At 61.3% G+C, this 15,073-nt stretch carries 11 protein-coding genes and 1 tRNA gene; 5 read left to right on the top strand and 7 right to left on the bottom strand.

From position 1 onward, the window contains the following. Nucleotides 1-102 precede the first annotated feature (102 nt). The 6 genes from AB5Y54_RS10580 to AB5Y54_RS10555 all read right to left on the bottom strand — a co-directional run bounded on the left by AB5Y54_RS10580 (nt 103) and on the right by AB5Y54_RS10555 (nt 8,326). Nucleotides 103-2,667 carry a TRAP transporter permease gene (locus AB5Y54_RS10580; RefSeq protein WP_368153704.1) on the bottom strand — a complete coding sequence of 855 codons (2,565 nt, stop codon included), beginning with the start codon at nt 2,665-2,667 and terminating at the stop codon, nt 103-105. 87 nt (nt 2,668-2,754) lie between these two features. Next, nucleotides 2,755-3,726 carry a TAXI family TRAP transporter solute-binding subunit gene (locus AB5Y54_RS10575; protein ID WP_042865391.1) on the bottom strand — a complete coding sequence of 324 codons (972 nt, stop codon included), beginning with the start codon at nt 3,724-3,726 and terminating at the stop codon, nt 2,755-2,757. A gap of 546 nt (nt 3,727-4,272) precedes the next feature. Then, the gene (locus tag AB5Y54_RS10570; RefSeq protein ID WP_368153702.1) at nt 4,273-6,438 is read right to left on the bottom strand and encodes a S9 family peptidase; all 2,166 of its coding nucleotides are present in this window, start codon (nt 6,436-6,438) and stop codon (nt 4,273-4,275) included. A 288-nt stretch (nt 6,439-6,726) separates the two neighbouring features. Beyond that, a complete protein-coding gene (locus AB5Y54_RS10565; protein ID WP_010672577.1) occupies nt 6,727-7,158 on the bottom strand; it encodes a DUF411 domain-containing protein in 432 nt (143 codons plus the stop codon). Between the two features lie 45 nt (nt 7,159-7,203). Then, on the bottom strand, nt 7,204-7,527 hold the full coding sequence (locus AB5Y54_RS10560) for a hypothetical protein (protein ID WP_039040397.1): 324 nt from the start codon (nt 7,525-7,527) through the stop codon (nt 7,204-7,206). Between the two features lie 76 nt (nt 7,528-7,603). Beyond that, nucleotides 7,604-8,326 (bottom strand): SDR family oxidoreductase, encoded by a 723-nt coding sequence (locus AB5Y54_RS10555; RefSeq protein WP_010672575.1) that lies wholly within the window; start codon nt 8,324-8,326, stop codon nt 7,604-7,606. 140 nt (nt 8,327-8,466) lie between these two features. On the opposite strand from AB5Y54_RS10555, the gene AB5Y54_RS10550 reads away from it, so the two are divergent. The 5 genes from AB5Y54_RS10550 to AB5Y54_RS10530 all read left to right on the top strand — a co-directional run bounded on the left by AB5Y54_RS10550 (nt 8,467) and on the right by AB5Y54_RS10530 (nt 13,550). Further along, nucleotides 8,467-9,309 carry a LysR family transcriptional regulator gene (locus AB5Y54_RS10550; RefSeq protein WP_041212185.1) on the top strand — a complete coding sequence of 281 codons (843 nt, stop codon included), beginning with the start codon at nt 8,467-8,469 and terminating at the stop codon, nt 9,307-9,309. Between the two features lie 59 nt (nt 9,310-9,368). Continuing rightward, nucleotides 9,369-9,968, top strand: coding sequence for an NAD(P)H-dependent oxidoreductase (locus tag AB5Y54_RS10545; RefSeq protein WP_010672574.1), 600 nt, complete (start codon nt 9,369-9,371; stop codon nt 9,966-9,968). A 70-nt stretch (nt 9,969-10,038) separates the two neighbouring features. Continuing rightward, nucleotides 10,039-11,895 (top strand): monovalent cation:proton antiporter-2 (CPA2) family protein, encoded by a 1,857-nt coding sequence (locus tag AB5Y54_RS10540; protein ID WP_010672573.1) that lies wholly within the window; start codon nt 10,039-10,041, stop codon nt 11,893-11,895. Continuing rightward, on the top strand, nt 11,892-12,278 hold the full coding sequence (locus tag AB5Y54_RS10535) for a SirB2 family protein (protein ID WP_039040394.1): 387 nt from the start codon (nt 11,892-11,894) through the stop codon (nt 12,276-12,278). The genes AB5Y54_RS10540 and AB5Y54_RS10535 overlap by 4 nt, the downstream gene beginning before the upstream one ends. 285 nt (nt 12,279-12,563) lie before the next feature. After that, nucleotides 12,564-13,550, top strand: a complete 987-nt coding sequence (locus tag AB5Y54_RS10530; RefSeq protein ID WP_029313511.1) for a YafY family protein — start codon at nt 12,564-12,566, stop codon at nt 13,548-13,550. A gap of 1,311 nt (nt 13,551-14,861) precedes the next feature. Here the strand turns inward: AB5Y54_RS10530 and AB5Y54_RS10525 are convergent. Continuing rightward, a tRNA-Asp gene (locus AB5Y54_RS10525) sits at nt 14,862-14,938 on the bottom strand. Nucleotides 14,939-15,073: the final 135 nt, after the last annotated feature.

Below are 15,073 nucleotides of genomic sequence, written 5' to 3'. Positions count from 1 at the left end.
GCGCTACGGGCGGGAAGTGAATGTGCCACGTTGCTTGCATGAGGCGCTGGGGCGCCCCATGCAACACGTAATTGGGACATAGCCTTTTTTATTGGGTGATGATCAGGGTCGAGCGACCCGGCGGCGTTGCAGCCAGACCACGGCCCCGAAGAGCAAGAAGCCCGGCAGCCACATCAGCTCCTTGGGCCAGCGCTCGGTGGGCGCCTTGACGCTCAGGATCTGCTGATCCATCTCCAGCCCCAGATCGGCGGCCTGGCTGCCGAAGGTGACGGTGTCGATCAGGATCTTGCCGTCCTGCTCATAGGTCTGGATCCCCAGCTTGGCCAGACGGTCCTCACCGCTCGCGCCCTCCGGCACCGGCAGCAGCACGGTGAAGCGGCGCAACTTGCCCACCGCATCTTCCCCTTCCATGCGCAGGCGCAGGGTGCTTTCGGCCTCCACCTGGCCCATGGTCTGGACCAGCTCGGCCGGGGTGGTGTCGCGATACGGGTCGTGCAGCAGATCCATCCAGAAGCCAGGACGGAACAGGGTGAAAGCCACCAGCAGCAGCAGCACGCTCTCGTACCAACGGCTCTTCACCAGGAAGAAGCCCTGGGTGGCGGCAGCGAAGATCAGCATGGCGATGGTGGCCACGATGAAGATCAGCACGCCATGGGCGAAGTCCACGTTGATGAGCAGCAGATCGGTGTTGAAGATGAACAGGAACGGCAGCGCTGCGGTACGCAGGCTGTAGTAGAACGCCGTGATCCCGGTCTTGATGGGGTCGCCCTTGGAGACGGCGGCCGCGGCGAACGAGGCCAGCCCCACCGGCGGGGTCACGTCCGCCATGATGCCGAAGTAGAAGACGAACAGGTGCACCGCGATGAGCGGCACGATGAGGCCGTTCTGCTGCCCCAGGGTGACGATCACCGGCGCCAGCAGGCTCGATACCACGATGTAGTTGGCAGTGGTCGGCAGCCCCATGCCGAGGATGAGGCTCAGCAGCGCGGTGAGGATCAGCATGAGCAGCAGGTTGCCCATGGAGAGGAACTCCACCAGATCCGCCAGTACCAGGCCGACGCCGGTCTGGGAGACGGCCCCGACGATGATGCCGGCAGTGGCGGTGGCAATGCCGATGCCGATCATGTTGCGGGCACCGGCAATCAGCCCCTCGCGCAGGTCCACCACGCCATCGGTGAAGGAGCCGTAGTCATGCTTGCCGTCGGTGCGCAGCCAGTTCAGCAGCGGTCGCTGGGTCAGCAGGATGATGATGAGCATCACCGAACCCCAGAAGGCCGACAGGCCGGGGGAGAGGCGCTCCACCATCAGACACCACACCAGCACCACCACGGGCAGCAGGAAGTGCAGGCCGGAGAGCAGCACGGCGCGGGTCTCGGGCAGCTCGTCCAGCGGCTTGTCCGGGTCTTCCGCCGGCAGCGGCGCGTTGCTGGCGGCGATCTTCAGCAGTCCCAGGTAGGCGACGGCCAGCAACACGCTGATCCCCGGCAGGGCATAGTCACCCAGCACTGGCTTGAGCCAGCCCAGACCGTAGTAGACCGCCATGGAGAGGCCGCTGATGAGGGCGGCACCGAAGGCGAAGCCGGTCAGGCGACGCAGCCAGGGGCGCGGCTGACGGTTGCCGATGGGCTGCATCCCTAGCTTGAGCGCCTCGAGGTGCACGATGTAGAGCAGGGCGATGTAGGAGATGGCCGCCGGCAGGAAGGCGTGCTTGATGATCTCCACATAGGGGATGCCCACGTACTCCACCATCAGGAAGGCCGCAGCCCCCATGACCGGCGGCATGATCTGGCCGTTGACCGAAGAGGCCACTTCCACCGCGCCGGCCTTCTCCTTGGAGAAACCGACCCGTTTCATCATGGGGATGGTGAAGGTGCCCGTGGTCACCACGTTGGCGATGGAGGAGCCGGAGATGACGCCGGTCAGGGCCGAGGCGACCACGGCCGCCTTGGCCGGGCCGCCGCGCAGGTGACCAAGCAGGCTGAAGGCGAGCTGGATGAAGTAGTGGCCCGCACCGGCGCGCTCGAGCAGGGCGCCAAACAGCACGAACAGGAAGACGAAGCTGGTGGAGACCCCAAGGGCGATGCCGAACACCCCTTCGGTGGTGATCCACTGGTGGTTGGCCAGCGCATGCAGGCTCACCCCGCGGTGGGCCAGCAGGGAAGGCATCCAGGGACCGGCCAGGCTGTAGGCCAGGAAGACGATGGCGATGACCGCCAGGGCCGGGCCCAGGGCGCGGCGGGCCGCTTCCAGCAGGAGCGGAATGCCGACGCAGGCCACCGCGAAGTCCATGGTGGTCAGGTTGCCGGGACGCTGGGCAAGCTCCTGGTACATCACGAACAGATAGCTGGCGACGGCGGCACCGACGAGGCCGAGGGCGATGTCGGCAAGGGGAACCCTGTCTCGCGGTGAGCTGCGCATGGCGGGGAACACCAGGTAGGCGAGCAGGATGGCGAAAGCCAGGTGAATCGAGCGTGTTTCAGTGTCGTTGAGGACGCCGATGCCGAGGGAGAAGGGCAGCGGCGAGGCAATCCAGAGCTGGAACAGGGACCAGATCAGCGCAAGACCCGCGATGATCCAGCTCATGGGGCCGACGGGCAGCCTGGCGCCGACGTCCTGGGCGATCAGCTCCTCGGCCGAGAGCGCCCCTTGTTGTTGTGTTTGCTGCATAGTGTGACTCTGTAGGTACTGCAATAAATGAGACTCGCTCCCCCGAAGGAGGAGCGAGTCCGGGGCACATCCGAAGACGCAGCCGGATTACATCCAGCCACGTTCCTTGTAGTAACGCACAGCGCCTTCATGCAGCGGAGCGGAGAGACCCACCTTGATCATGTCGGCTTCCTTCAGATCCGCGAAGGCCGGGTGCAGGCGCTTGAAGCGATCCAGGTTGTCGAACACGGACTTGACCAACTGGTAGACCACTTCCGGATCGGCCTTGGCGCTGGTGGAGAGCACCGCCTTGCCACCGATGGACGGGGTCGGGTTCGGGCTGCCCTTGTAGAGACCACCCGGGATCTCGGCCTTGCTGTAGTAGCTCTTCTCGGCCAGCAGCTTGTCGATCTCGGGGCCGGTGACCGGCACCAGCACGGTGTCCGTGGTGGTGGAGGCTTCCTGGATGGCGCCGTTCGGGTGGCCGACGAAGTAGCTCATGGCGTCGATGTTGTTGTCACCCAGGGCAGAAGCCTGCTCGGCGGGTTTCAGTTCGGAGACCAGGCTGAAGGCGGATTTGTCCCAGCCCTTCACGGTCATGATCTCTTCAAAGGTGTCACGCTGACCGGAGCCCGGGTTGCCGATGTTGACGCGCTTGCCCTTCAGGTCGTCGAAGCTGGCAATCTTGGCGTCCTTGCGGGCCAGGATGGTGAACACTTCGCTCTGCAGGGAGAAGACGGCGCGGATGTCATCCATCGGACCTTCGGCCTTGAACGGCTCGACGCCCTTCATCGCCTTGTACTGGTGGTCGGACTGCATGATGCCGAAGTTGAATTCGCCGGAGCGGATGCCGTTGACGTTGGCAACACCGCCGCCACTGGCCGGGGCGTTGCACTTGATCTGGTGATCGGCGGCGCCGCGGTTGAGGAAGCGGCAGATGGACTGGCCCGCCACGTAGTAGACGCCGGTCTGACCGCCGGTGCCTATGGTCACGAAGCGCTCCTGCGCTTGCACCGGACCACCAAACGACACACCGACCAGAGCCGCCGACAAGGCGCACGCCAAGGATAATCCTTTCATGTTCTTCATCCTTTTCATTGATTTATTTCACCCGTTTCCCGGGAGAATATGAGACAGACCCGCATCAAGACTGGGTTCGCCTATACGACCTCGTACGAGGAAATGGTCGAGCGGCACGCGCCCTTCCAAAAGCCACCATCATCCTGCGGTGAGATAATCAGCGTCATGCCGATCGGAGGTGATCTGACCAGAAACGGGTCAGTTCAAAAGCATTAACGCCCCGATTAAGCACATAACACCAACATAAATCAAACAAAACAGCAAAATGGCGGATTTAAATAGCGAGAAGTTTGAAGCGGATCATTCATTTCTCAGGGCAGATTAATTACATGAACTATCAAAGGGAAGCAATAAAAAGCACGCCCAGATTCTTTCGCAACCCTTGACTGGCAAGGATTAGAAACCTGGTCCGTTATATTGCGAAGTGCTTACTGAACAGCATAAACACGACGTTAATGACGCTTTTGTCGCCAAGATGCAAAAACCCCGATCCGGGGCTGCCGGAACGGGGTTTGGTAACAAGCTGATTTCATTTGGGCCCGGCCATCACGCCTTGCTGCCAGCCAGCTCCAGAATGAAGGCGAACTCCAGGGCGATGTCCTCATAGGCCTTGAAACGGCCCGACTTGCCGCCGTGACCGGCCTCCATGTCGGTACTGAGCAGCAACTGGTTGTCATCCGTCTTCAACTCACGCAGCTTGGCCACCCACTTGGCTGGCTCCCAGTACTGCACCTGGGAGTCGTGCAACCCCGTGGTCACCAGCAGATTCGGGTAGGCCTGGGCCTTGACCTGATCGTAGGGGCTGTAGGCCTTCATGTAGTCGTAGTAGCGCTTCTGGTTCGGGTTGCCCCACTCGTCATACTCCCCTGTGGTGAGGGGAATGGACTCGTCCAGCATGGTGGTGACCACGTCGACAAAGGGCACCTGGGCCACCACGCCGCGATAGAGCTGGGGCGCCTGGTTGATGACGGCCCCCATCAGCAGGCCGCCGGCGCTGCCCCCCATGGCATAGACCTGATCCCTGGCACCGTAGCCTTGCGCCACCAGCGCCTCGGTCACGTCGATGAAGTCGTTGAAGGTGTTCTGCTTCTTGAGCAGCTTGCCCTCTTCATACCAGGTGCGGCCCAGCTCCTCGCCACCCCGGATATGGGCGATAGCGTAGACGAAGCCCCGGTCCAGCAGGCTCAGGCGTGAGCTGCTGAAGTCCGGGTCCATGCTGGCGCCGTAGGAGCCATAGCCGTAGACCAGCAGGGGATTGGTGCCTGCACCACCCCCTGCCTTCTTGAACTTGTCCTTGCGATAGACCAGCGACACCGGCACGGCCACGCCGTCACGGGCGGTGATCCAGAGCCGCTCGCTGGCATATTGCGCAGGCACGAAGCCCGCCACCGGCTGCTGCTTGAGCAGAGTCCGCTTGCCGCTGTCCATGTCCAGCTCATAGGTGGAGGACGGCGTGGTCATGGAGGAGTAGCCATAGCGCAGGGCGCTGGTGTCCGGCTCCGGGTTGTAGGCAAGCCAGGTGACATAAGCGGGATCGTCGAAGGCGATCTCCTTCTGTTCGCCGCTCTGCCAGTTGACCTGACGCAACCGGGTCAACCCCTGGCTGCGCTCCTCCAGCACCAGCCAGTCCCTGAACAGGGCATAGCTCTCCAGCAGTACGTCCGGATTGGGGGCGATCACCGCCTTCCAGCGATCCACCGGGCTCTCCTTGGTCTCATAGAGGCCGAAGTTCTTGCCGTCCTTGTTGGAGCGCACATAGAAGCGACCGCGGTAGTGATCCAGGCTGTATTCGTGATCCACCTGACGGGGCAGGAACAGGCGTGGCGTCTGGCCCGGCACATTGGCATCAATGAGGCGCGCCTCGCTGGTGGTGGTGCTGGAGAGGGAGATGACGATGAAATCTTCCGAGGTGGTGGCGTAGAGGCTCACATAGAAGGAGTCGTCCTTCTCCTCGTAGACCAGGGTATCCTTCGCGGGATCCGTGCCCAGCTCGTGGCGATAGACCTGGTAGGGCAGCAGAGTCTTGGGGTGCTTGCGCACGTAGAAGACCGTCTTGCTGTCGTTGGCCCACACCAGGTTGCCGGAGGTGTTCTCGAGGGTGTCGGCAGCCCAGGCGCCGCTCTCCAGATCGAGGAACTGGATCCTGTATTGACGGCGGGAGAGATAATCTTCCGCCACCGCCAGCCAGCGGTTGTTGCGGCTCACCTCGAGCGCCCCGAGGGCATAGAACTCGTGGCCTTCGGCGCGCTGGTTGCCATCCAGCAGCAGGGCGGAGGCCCCGTCCCCTTCCACCTTGCTGCGGGAGTAGATGGCGTACTCCTTGCCCGGCTCGTAACGGGTCTGATAGCGGTAGCCGTTCTTCACATAGGGGACAGACTCGTCCTGCTGGGGAATGCGGGCCACCATCTCCTTGTAGAGCTGCTCGCGCAGCGGCTTGATCGGTGCGAGCATGGCCTCGGTGTAGGCATTCTCGGCCTTGAGATAGTCCAGCACCTCGGGCTTCTGCCGCTCGTCGTCACGCAGCCAGTAGTAGTTGTCGACGCGCGTGTCCCCGTGTTTTTTCAGGGTATGGGGGTGCTTGGCAGCCACCGGGGGGACAATGACAGGCTGGGTGGAAGTATCGCTTGTAGGCATGGTGGACTCTTCGTTGGCATGGGAACAGGGCGCAGCAAGCAGGCAAGCCAGCAGCAACCCCCGGGAAAAGGTGAACATGTCGCATCCTTTGCGCTGTCACAGGGCCGCCCCTCCCGCTGGTGCTGCACGCATCCAGACGGCACACCGGCAGGCAGTGGGAAAAGCGTCCCTGAGAAAATAAAAATTGGCGATCAATCTGCCCCTTGTCGCCCGGGGTTGCAAGGGCTCCCCGGACATTCCCCCCCAAATCGACGAAAAAGGGCCGCCATCTCGCGATGGCGGCCCTCCTCCCTGACCGTGAGCGACACGGGTTCGCTCAGGTGTGCCTCACATGATGGAAGTGTGTCTGCTCACGGTCAGCATCCATCAGCCGGGGTAGCTCGACCAGACTTTGGTCGCGCCCTCGTCACTGATGCTCAGCACCTGATAGGGCTGACCCGGAATATCCATGCCCGGCGCACTCTGGGGCATCCCCGGAATGGTCAGACCGCGGATCGCCGGTTTTTCCTTGAGCAGCTTCTGCACGTCGGCAGCGGGCACATGCCCCTCCACCACATAGCCGTTCACCACCCCGGTGTGGCAGGAGGCCAGCTGCGGGGTGATGCCATGCTGCTGCTTGATCGGGTCAAGCTGCTCGGTTTCCACGACCTTGACCTCAAAGCCGTTCTCTTCCATGTGCTTGATCCAGGTCTTGCAGCAACCGCAATACTGGGACTTGTAGACGGTCATCTGCCCGGTTGCCAGAGCAGAAAAACTGACGGTACCGGCCAGCACGGCCAGTAACAGGGACTTGTACATATCTCACCTCGGTTAAGAAGAAATGCCCGGAAAGGGAAACTCGACTCAGCCGTGGTGACGGGGCGGACGCTCGAGACGCTCCAGGGGCGCCTCCGGCATGAACAGAGAGGGAGAGAGGAATGTCGGCCTGTCGGGCTCAAGCCGGGCAACCGTCAGGCTGTCGCTGGTGAGCACCGTCATGGCGAGCGCCGAGGTGAAGCTGCCGCAGGGCATGGCTTTTTCCAGGGTACGCTCGCTCTGGCTGCAATGGGGCGTCAGGGTACAGAGATCGGTGGCCGCACGGCTGCCAAACGACATCAGCACCAGCACCAGACTCCACAGGGGGAGCCAGCGGCGGGCGCGAGCGAGTTGGCGACGGGTCAGGACCATGAGACGACTCAATGACGAAAGAGGGCCTATGGTAACCCTTGGCCCAGGGGGAGGGTCAACCCCTCCCCCGTTTGCATCAGGGTTGCTGACGGGTGGCTGCCAGCACGATCTCCCGCACGCAGACGTTGGCCGGCTGGTGCCAGGCGTAGAGCACGGCGTCGGCGATCACCTCGGGTGCAATGACGCCTCCCATCTGATCCTTCCAGTCGTGATAGCCCGCCTTGATGCGCTCGTCCGTGGTGTGGCTGAGCAGCTCGGTCTCCACCGCGCCCGGAGCGATGGTCACCATCCGCACGCCGACATCGGCCACCTCTTCCCGGATATTTTCGGTCAGGGCGTGAACGGCGAACTTGGTGGCGCAGTAAGCGGCATGGTTCGGGAAGGTCTTGCGACCGGCGATGGAGCTGATGTTGATGATGGTGCCGCTGCGGCGGGCCTTCATGCCGGCCAATACCGCATGCACGCCATTCAGAACCCCCATCACGTTGATGTTGAGCATCTGCTGCCACTCGGCGGGATCCTGCACGTCGGCCTGTCCCAGCAGCATGACGCCGGCATTGTTGACCAGACATCCCACCGGGCCGAATTGCGCCTCCGCCTGCGCCACGGCGGCCTTCATGGCGGCGGTGTCGGTGACATCGACCCCGATGCAGAGGGTATCGGGCAGGTTCAGCGCCTGCATGGGCTCGACCCGGCGGGCCAGCAACAGCAGCGGATGGCCGGCGGCGGAGAAGGCGCGGGCAATGGCGGCACCGATCCCGGCGGACGCGCCGGTGATCACCACGAGGGACTTGGACATGGAGTTTTCCTTCTGATGCGTTGAAATGGGCGTCAAACAAGGGCTGGCCAGCACGGGACCCAGTCACTATAGTCGCTACATCCATCGGCGATAAATATAGTTTTCCGCTGGTTATCATCTGAATTAACTATGGTATCCCCATGCTGGACCTGAGATTGCTGCGCTTCTTCATCGCCATCTATGAAGAGAAGAACATCACGGCGGCGGCAGCCCGCTGCCACGTGAGCCAACCCTCCCTCTCCGCCGGCCTTCGCCAGCTTGAAGAGAGCCTGGGGGACAGCCTCTTCATCCGGGGCAAGAAGGGGGTGGAAGCGAAGGATCCGGCCCACTATCTCTATCCCCACGCCGTCAAGCTGGTGGAAGAGGCGCGTCGCCTGCCGACTCTGTTTCGCCAGAAGGCGACGCGTGCGAGACTCAACATGGCCATCATGCCCGACCTCAGCCGCCGTCGGCTGGCGGGATTGCTTCGGCGGGTGCAGGGGGTACTGCCCGAGCTGGATCTCACCCTCTCCGATTACGGCACCCCGGCCGACTGCCGGCTGACCCTGGATGCCCTGCGCCGGGAGGACGAGATCTTCCTGCCGCTCTGGGAAGAGGAGTACGTGCTGTGCGTTCCCAGGGGACACCCTCTTGCGGGCAGGGCGCGTATCGAGCTGGCTGAGTTGCAACACCATGATTTCATTGAGTGTCCCCCCTGCGAAGCCCATCAGCAAACCATAGGCCTGCTGGCCTGTGACCGGCTCACCCTCAATCTGGTGGCCAAGGCCGAGAGCAAAGGGCTGGTGATGGCGCTGGTGCTGGCCGGTGTGGGCATCAGCTTCCTGCCCGACGGGCTGGTGGAGGACGAAGCGGGCCTGTGCACCCTGCCCGTGAGCGGCCCCCGGATGTTCCGCCGCATCGGCCTCTGCTACCCCGCCCACCAGACCCTGAATCCGGCGCTGCGCGCACTGATCCCGGAACTGGCGGGCCAGGGAGCTTCTTGATAACGTTTCAGCTCACAATCTGTCGCATGTGCCGGCAGCAGACCCTCTTCAGGAATCCCATGAAACGCATTCTGGTCATCTTTTCACACCCGGCGCTGCAGAGTTCCCGGGCCAACAAGCAACTCCTGCACGCCATCGAGGGGCTGGAGGGGATCACCCTGCACGATCTCTGCCAGCGCTATCCGGATATGTTCATCAACGTGAAACGGGAACAGGCCCTGCTGGCGGAGCACGACATCATCGTCTTCCAGCACCCCTTCTACTGGTACTCCTGCCCGGCCATCATGAAAGAGTGGATGGACCTGGTGCTGGAGTACGGCTATGCCTACGGCCCCGAGGCCCACGCCCTCAGCGGCAAGCAGTGGCTCAGCGCCATCACCACGGGGGGCGGCCCGGAGTCCTACTGCCGCGCCGGCTACAACCAGCGCCCGCTGCTCGACTTCCTGCTCCCCTTCCAGCAGACCGCACAGCTGTGCGGCATGCGCTGGCTGCCCCCTTTCGTGCTGCACTCCTTCCACAAACTCGAGGATCCCGAGGCGCTGCGCCGCTGCGGCCAGGACTATCGCCAACTGCTGTGCGCCCTGCGTGACGAGCAGCTGACCCCGGCCCAGCTGGCCGAGAGCCCCTATCTGCGCGATCTGCTGGGGGTACTCCCATGACACACACTCGATCCGGGCGCATGCCCGGCCAGCCCTCACCGGCATTCATCATGTTAAGGAGGAGCCGCTGATGGGACATGGATTGCTGTTTGACGCCCTGATCTACCTCTCGGCGGCGGTGATCGCCGTCCCGCTGGCCAAGCGGTGGGGGCTGGGCTCTGTCCTTGGCTACCTGCTGGCGGGGATCATCATAGGTCCCTTCCTGCTTGGTCTGGTGGGCGAGCAGAAAGACGTGATGCACTTCGCCGAGTTCGGGGTGGTGCTGATGCTGTTTCTGGTCGGTCTGGAGCTGCGCCCGGCCCTGTTGTGGCAACTGAAAGGGCCCATCCTCGGCACCGGTGGTCTGCAGGTGCTGCTCACCAGTGTCGCCCTGACCGGGGTGGGTTATCTTTTGGGTCTGCCCTGGCAGCAGGGGCTCGCCATCGGTCTTATTCTTGCGCTCTCCTCCACCGCCATCGTGCTGCAGAGCCTGCAGGAGCGCAAACTGATGCAGAGCGAGAGCGGCCGCTCCGCGTTTGCGGTGTTGCTGTTCCAGGACATCGCCGTCATCCCCATCCTGGCGATCCTGCCGCTGCTGGCCATCGCGCCGGTCGCCAGCAGCGGCAGTTCGGAGCTGGCAGGCTGGCAGCACGGCCTGCTGGTGGTGGCCGCCATCGCCGGCATCGTGCTGGGTGGCCATTACCTGATGCGGCCGGTGTTTCGCGCCATCGCCCAGTCCCACATGCGGGAGATCTTCGTCGCTGCCGCCCTGCTGCTGGTGATCGCCATCGCCGTGCTGATGGAATCCGTCGGTCTCTCCCCCGCCCTCGGCTCCTTCCTCGCCGGCGTGGTGCTGGCGGACAGCGAATACCGCCACGAGCTGGAAGCAGACATAGAGCCGTTCAAGGGGCTGCTGCTCGGCCTCTTCTTCATGTCGGTGGGTGCCGGCATCGACTTCAGCCTCTTTGCCGCCCATCCCCTGTTGATCCCGGCACTGGTGATCGGTCTGATGGTGCTCAAGTGGCTGGTGCTGATGGGGCTCGGCTTTGTCATTCGCCTCTCCCCTAACCAGCGCTGGACCTTCGCCCTGGCCCTGGCCCAAGGCGGGGAGTTCGCCTTCGTGCTGTTCTCGTTCGCCGCCCAGAACAAGGTACTGCCGGGCAGCACCATCTCACTGCTGACTCTGGTCGTCGCCCTCTCCATGGCGCTGACACCGCTGCTGCTTATCCTCAACGATCGGGTGATCCAGCCCTGGTTCGACTACCGCAACCAGAGTGACACCCCCGAACATGAACAGCCCGAGCTGGTGGAACACCCGGTCATCATCGCCGGCTTCGGTCGCTTCGGTCAGATAGTGGGGCGCCTGCTCCACGGCCATGGTATTGGCACCACCATCCTGGAGCAGGATGCCAGCCAGATAGAGATGCTGAGAAAGTACGGCTACCAGGTGTTTTATGGGGATGCCAGCCGACTCGACCTGCTGCACGCGGCCGGCGCCCACAAGGCCAAACTGCTGGTGCTCTCCCTCAATGACCCGGCCACCTCCCTCGAAGTGATCGAGATGGTGAAAAAGCACTTCCCGCACCTCAGAATACTGGCCCGTGCCCAGGACAGACCCCATGCCCACGAGATCCTGCGCCACGGGATAGACAGCGTGCACCGCGAAACCCTGGGGTCGGCCGTGGATCTTGGGGTAGAAGCACTCACCCTCTTGGGATTCAGGGCCAATCAGGCCTGGCGTGCGGGGCAGATGTTCAAGCAGTATGACAACCGGCTGCTGCGGGAACAGGTCAACTACCTGGACGACGAGCACACCTATATCAACAAGAGCCTGCAATACCGCGACATCCTCTCCGACCTGCTGCAAGACGATCAGGAAGGACAGGAGCGTACCCACGCCCATCAATGGAACAGCGGTCTGCCCGACAACGACAAGGAAGCAACATGATTGCCTATTACCCCATGCTCAAACACCTTCACATGACCCTGGCCCTGGTCAGCCTGCTGCTCTTCCTCTACCGCTGGAGCCTGGCGCTGGCGGGCAGCGGGCGGCTGCAACAGAAATGGCTGAAGGTGCTACCCCACATCAACGACACCTTCCTGCTGCTGTTTGGTGTGCTGCTGGCGGTGACCCTGCAGATGAGCCCTGGCCAGCAGCCCTGGTTGATGGCCAAGCTGATTGCCCTGGTGATCTACATCGGCCTGGGCGTCATGGCGCTCAAGCGTCCTGCCCGCGGCCAGAAGCTGGTGGCCGGAGTGGCCGCTCTCGCAGTATTCGGCTACATGGTGGGCGCAGCCATCACCAAATCAGCCTGGTCCTGGCTGGCGTAACGACGTGTCGAGGTGGGGGCCCGTCCCTCACCTCCTTCCCACCTCCCCCTCCATATTGCTTCCATTTCCTTCCAGTCACCCAGGTCGCGAGCATTCTCGCAAGGCTTGTTTTCAATAAAAAAAGGGTCAAACAACCCCTTTAACTTGTTATTTTATCTTATTTATCAACAGCTTGGTTCTTCATGTATGAAAATGGCGACAGTTGTCGCAGTAAAACTTGCGACATAGACTGTCGCAGGCCATGGCTAGGATACACTCAACGCTAAACCAGTGAAGGCATGCACCATGAGTAAGAAGCTGTTACGACAACTGACCTTGGCGCGTTGCATCCCGCACCGCCCTTACAAGCTGACCGCCAGCCAACTCCAGGTAAAACTGGAAGAGGAAGGCATTCACGTCAGTCTCCGTACCGTGCAACGGGACCTGGAAGAGATGTCCGGCATGGGACTGTTCGACCTCACCTCCGATGAGCGCAGCAAGCCTCATGGCTGGTGCTTCGAGCGCCATGGTCTCAATGACTTTGCCAACATCATGCCGCTCTCGCTGGCAGTGGCCCTGAAAACCTGGAGCGACCAGGCGAGCCAACTGTTGCCGGCAAGCGTGCTGACCGAATTGAACCCGCTGATCGACAAGGCTGGTCAGGTGATCCGCGACAGCCAGAGCGAACTGGCCGAGCGCTGGCTGGAGAGCGTGCACCAGTCACCTCGCCCCTTCGCCGGCAATCCGGAGATCCGCCGCAGCACCCTGATCCGCGACGCCCTCTGGCGTGGCCGCAAGTTCAGCGCCGAGATCCAGCGTGTCATCAAGGAGCGTACTGTCTGGCTCTGCTATGACCGCATCAATCCCCTCGGCATCCTGAACCAGCCCGATGGCCCCATCCTGCTCTGTACCCTGTCCGAGCTGGATCCCAAGGTCTACGGCATTCCGTTCGATCACATCAAGAACGTGGAGTTGACCAACTTCAGCGCGACCCAGCCGAAGGACTTCAATATCCAGAAGCTGATCCGCGACCAGGGTTATCAGGACGTCAGCGGTCCGATCCGCTTCGTCGGGCGCATCGATGCCAACTGCCCGACACTGATCGATGGACAAATCCCGGGACATAACCCGCGTATGACCCGTTACGACAAGCGCAGCGTGGTGGTGGAGACCGAAGTGCAAGATACGCCCGAGTTCCGCTCCTGGCTGAACAACATGAGCGGCAACCTGGAGGTACTTGCACCCGAATCACTGCGCAAGGCCTACCCGACTCCTGGGACAAGGGTCAGCTAAAGAAACCAGCAGACAATACAAAGCCGAGATTTATCTCGGCTTTTGTCTACTTTTAAAGCATAAGTATTCAATTAATTTTGAACTCTTACACCCCTGATTGAAGCGGCTGTACCATCGTTTTCCTACCGATTTCTGCTTGTAAGAGATCTGCCATTCCCCCTGTAAGACCCCTCAGTGTTGAACCGTACGTGAAGCCATCCCGCACTGGGTATGCTTTCCATGGAAACTATCTAAGTAACTGATAAACGTAGATAATATTCCACACAAGCCCATTTCTGCACCGCATGTCACGGAACCCAAGCCGAATGCACACCTTGTTCGAGCCCGTAATTGCCTTAGTATGGGTCTCACAAGGACGAGCTGATTCGGCAGGATGCAGAAACAGCGCATAAACAAGGAATAGCCTGCAGGATGTGGGCAAGGAACACCTCGGGATGGGGTTGATAGCCAGGATGGTTATCACAAGGATCGACAGGACAACCGCAGGATGCGGTAGTTGGATACCTCGGGATGAGGTTGAGTGGCACGGATTGTCGCTCATCAAGGATGAAAGGACACCGCAAGACGCGGTCAGGAACAGCTTCAAGATGAAGCGTGATAGCAAGGATGGTTATCAGTCAGAATGACGCAGGAACACCACGGGATGTGGTAATGGACACCTCCAGGAAGGAGAGGGTGAAGCAATCAGGACAGATTGCCAGGCTAGGAAGGCCACAGGACACCCCAACGGATTGGGAAGGGGAATTTCCAAAGGAAAGGATAGCGTCAAGGATTGCAGGGAGCATGGCAGTTCAGGGAATGGACGAAATGACTTGAGGGGACAGCATCTGCTGTCCCCTTTTCTTTGTGCACCCCATGCTCGCGACACAACAGAAAATGGAATCAGCCTGAGCGGTCCTACAACATCACGCTTTTACCAGATATCCTCTGCATCCTGGATAACCCCATCAGATTCAGCCACAGTAGCGCACCTTACCTTTCCTGCGCCCTCCCTCGTCTATGCTCAGCGACATCCACTAGGCCCTCAGAACGCAGCAGATCAGCCGCAACCAACAAGCCAGGATATTTCCTGGCGACTAACTCCAGGTAACGATGGCCACTGACTTCTGCTCAGCCAGGCAGATTGTTGAGTCATCCCTGAACTGTCTATATGTGTGACCACGAATGAAGCATGAATGCCATTCTATAGGGCGGAGATTGCCGTAGGGATGGGTGATAACCCAACCAAGCTACCTGCTACTGAGGATGAGAGACTGGGTAAATGTCAGGTAGCAAAAAGGCCTTCCCAATAGGGAAGGCCTTTCAATTTAGTGGCGGAGCGGACGGGACTCGAACCCGCGACCCCCGGCGTGACAGGCCGGTATTCTAACCGACTGAACTACCGCTCCGCATTCGGTTAGCTTTCGCTAAATCATTTGCCGCTTATTCTGAGGTGTCATCCTCGCAGCCGGTCATGTAATTCTTCACATCACCGTTTAATTGGGTGCCTGGCAGTGTCCTACTCTCGCATGGCGAATGCCACA

Origin of the sequence: Aeromonas sp. s9 (genome assembly GCF_040907765.1) — a bacterium.
Taxonomy (GTDB): Bacteria; Pseudomonadota; Gammaproteobacteria; order Enterobacterales; family Aeromonadaceae; genus Aeromonas; species Aeromonas caviae.
Note: the sequence above shows the minus strand (reverse complement) of the source record. Positions and strands in the feature narration are given on the sequence as shown.

Excerpts from the sequence above, each read along its gene's own strand:
- AB5Y54_RS10565 (WP_010672577.1), bottom strand. The coding sequence starts at position 7,158 with ATGTACAAGTCCCTGTTACTGGCCGTGCTGGCCGGTACCGTCAGTTTT.
- AB5Y54_RS10550 (WP_041212185.1), top strand. The coding sequence starts at position 8,467 with ATGCTGGACCTGAGATTGCTGCGCTTCTTCATCGCCATCTATGAAGAG.
- AB5Y54_RS10545 (WP_010672574.1), top strand. The coding sequence starts at position 9,369 with ATGAAACGCATTCTGGTCATCTTTTCACACCCGGCGCTGCAGAGTTCC.
- AB5Y54_RS10570 (WP_368153702.1), bottom strand. The coding sequence starts at position 6,438 with ATGTTCACCTTTTCCCGGGGGTTGCTGCTGGCTTGCCTGCTTGCTGCG.
- AB5Y54_RS10535 (WP_039040394.1), top strand. The coding sequence starts at position 11,892 with ATGATTGCCTATTACCCCATGCTCAAACACCTTCACATGACCCTGGCC.
- AB5Y54_RS10580 (WP_368153704.1), bottom strand. The coding sequence starts at position 2,667 with ATGCAGCAAACACAACAACAAGGGGCGCTCTCGGCCGAGGAGCTGATC.
- AB5Y54_RS10530 (WP_029313511.1), top strand. The coding sequence starts at position 12,564 with ATGAGTAAGAAGCTGTTACGACAACTGACCTTGGCGCGTTGCATCCCG.
- AB5Y54_RS10540 (WP_010672573.1), top strand. The coding sequence starts at position 10,039 with ATGGGACATGGATTGCTGTTTGACGCCCTGATCTACCTCTCGGCGGCG.
- AB5Y54_RS10555 (WP_010672575.1), bottom strand. The coding sequence starts at position 8,326 with ATGTCCAAGTCCCTCGTGGTGATCACCGGCGCGTCCGCCGGGATCGGT.
- AB5Y54_RS10560 (WP_039040397.1), bottom strand. The coding sequence starts at position 7,527 with ATGGTCCTGACCCGTCGCCAACTCGCTCGCGCCCGCCGCTGGCTCCCC.
- AB5Y54_RS10575 (WP_042865391.1), bottom strand. The coding sequence starts at position 3,726 with ATGAAAGGATTATCCTTGGCGTGCGCCTTGTCGGCGGCTCTGGTCGGT.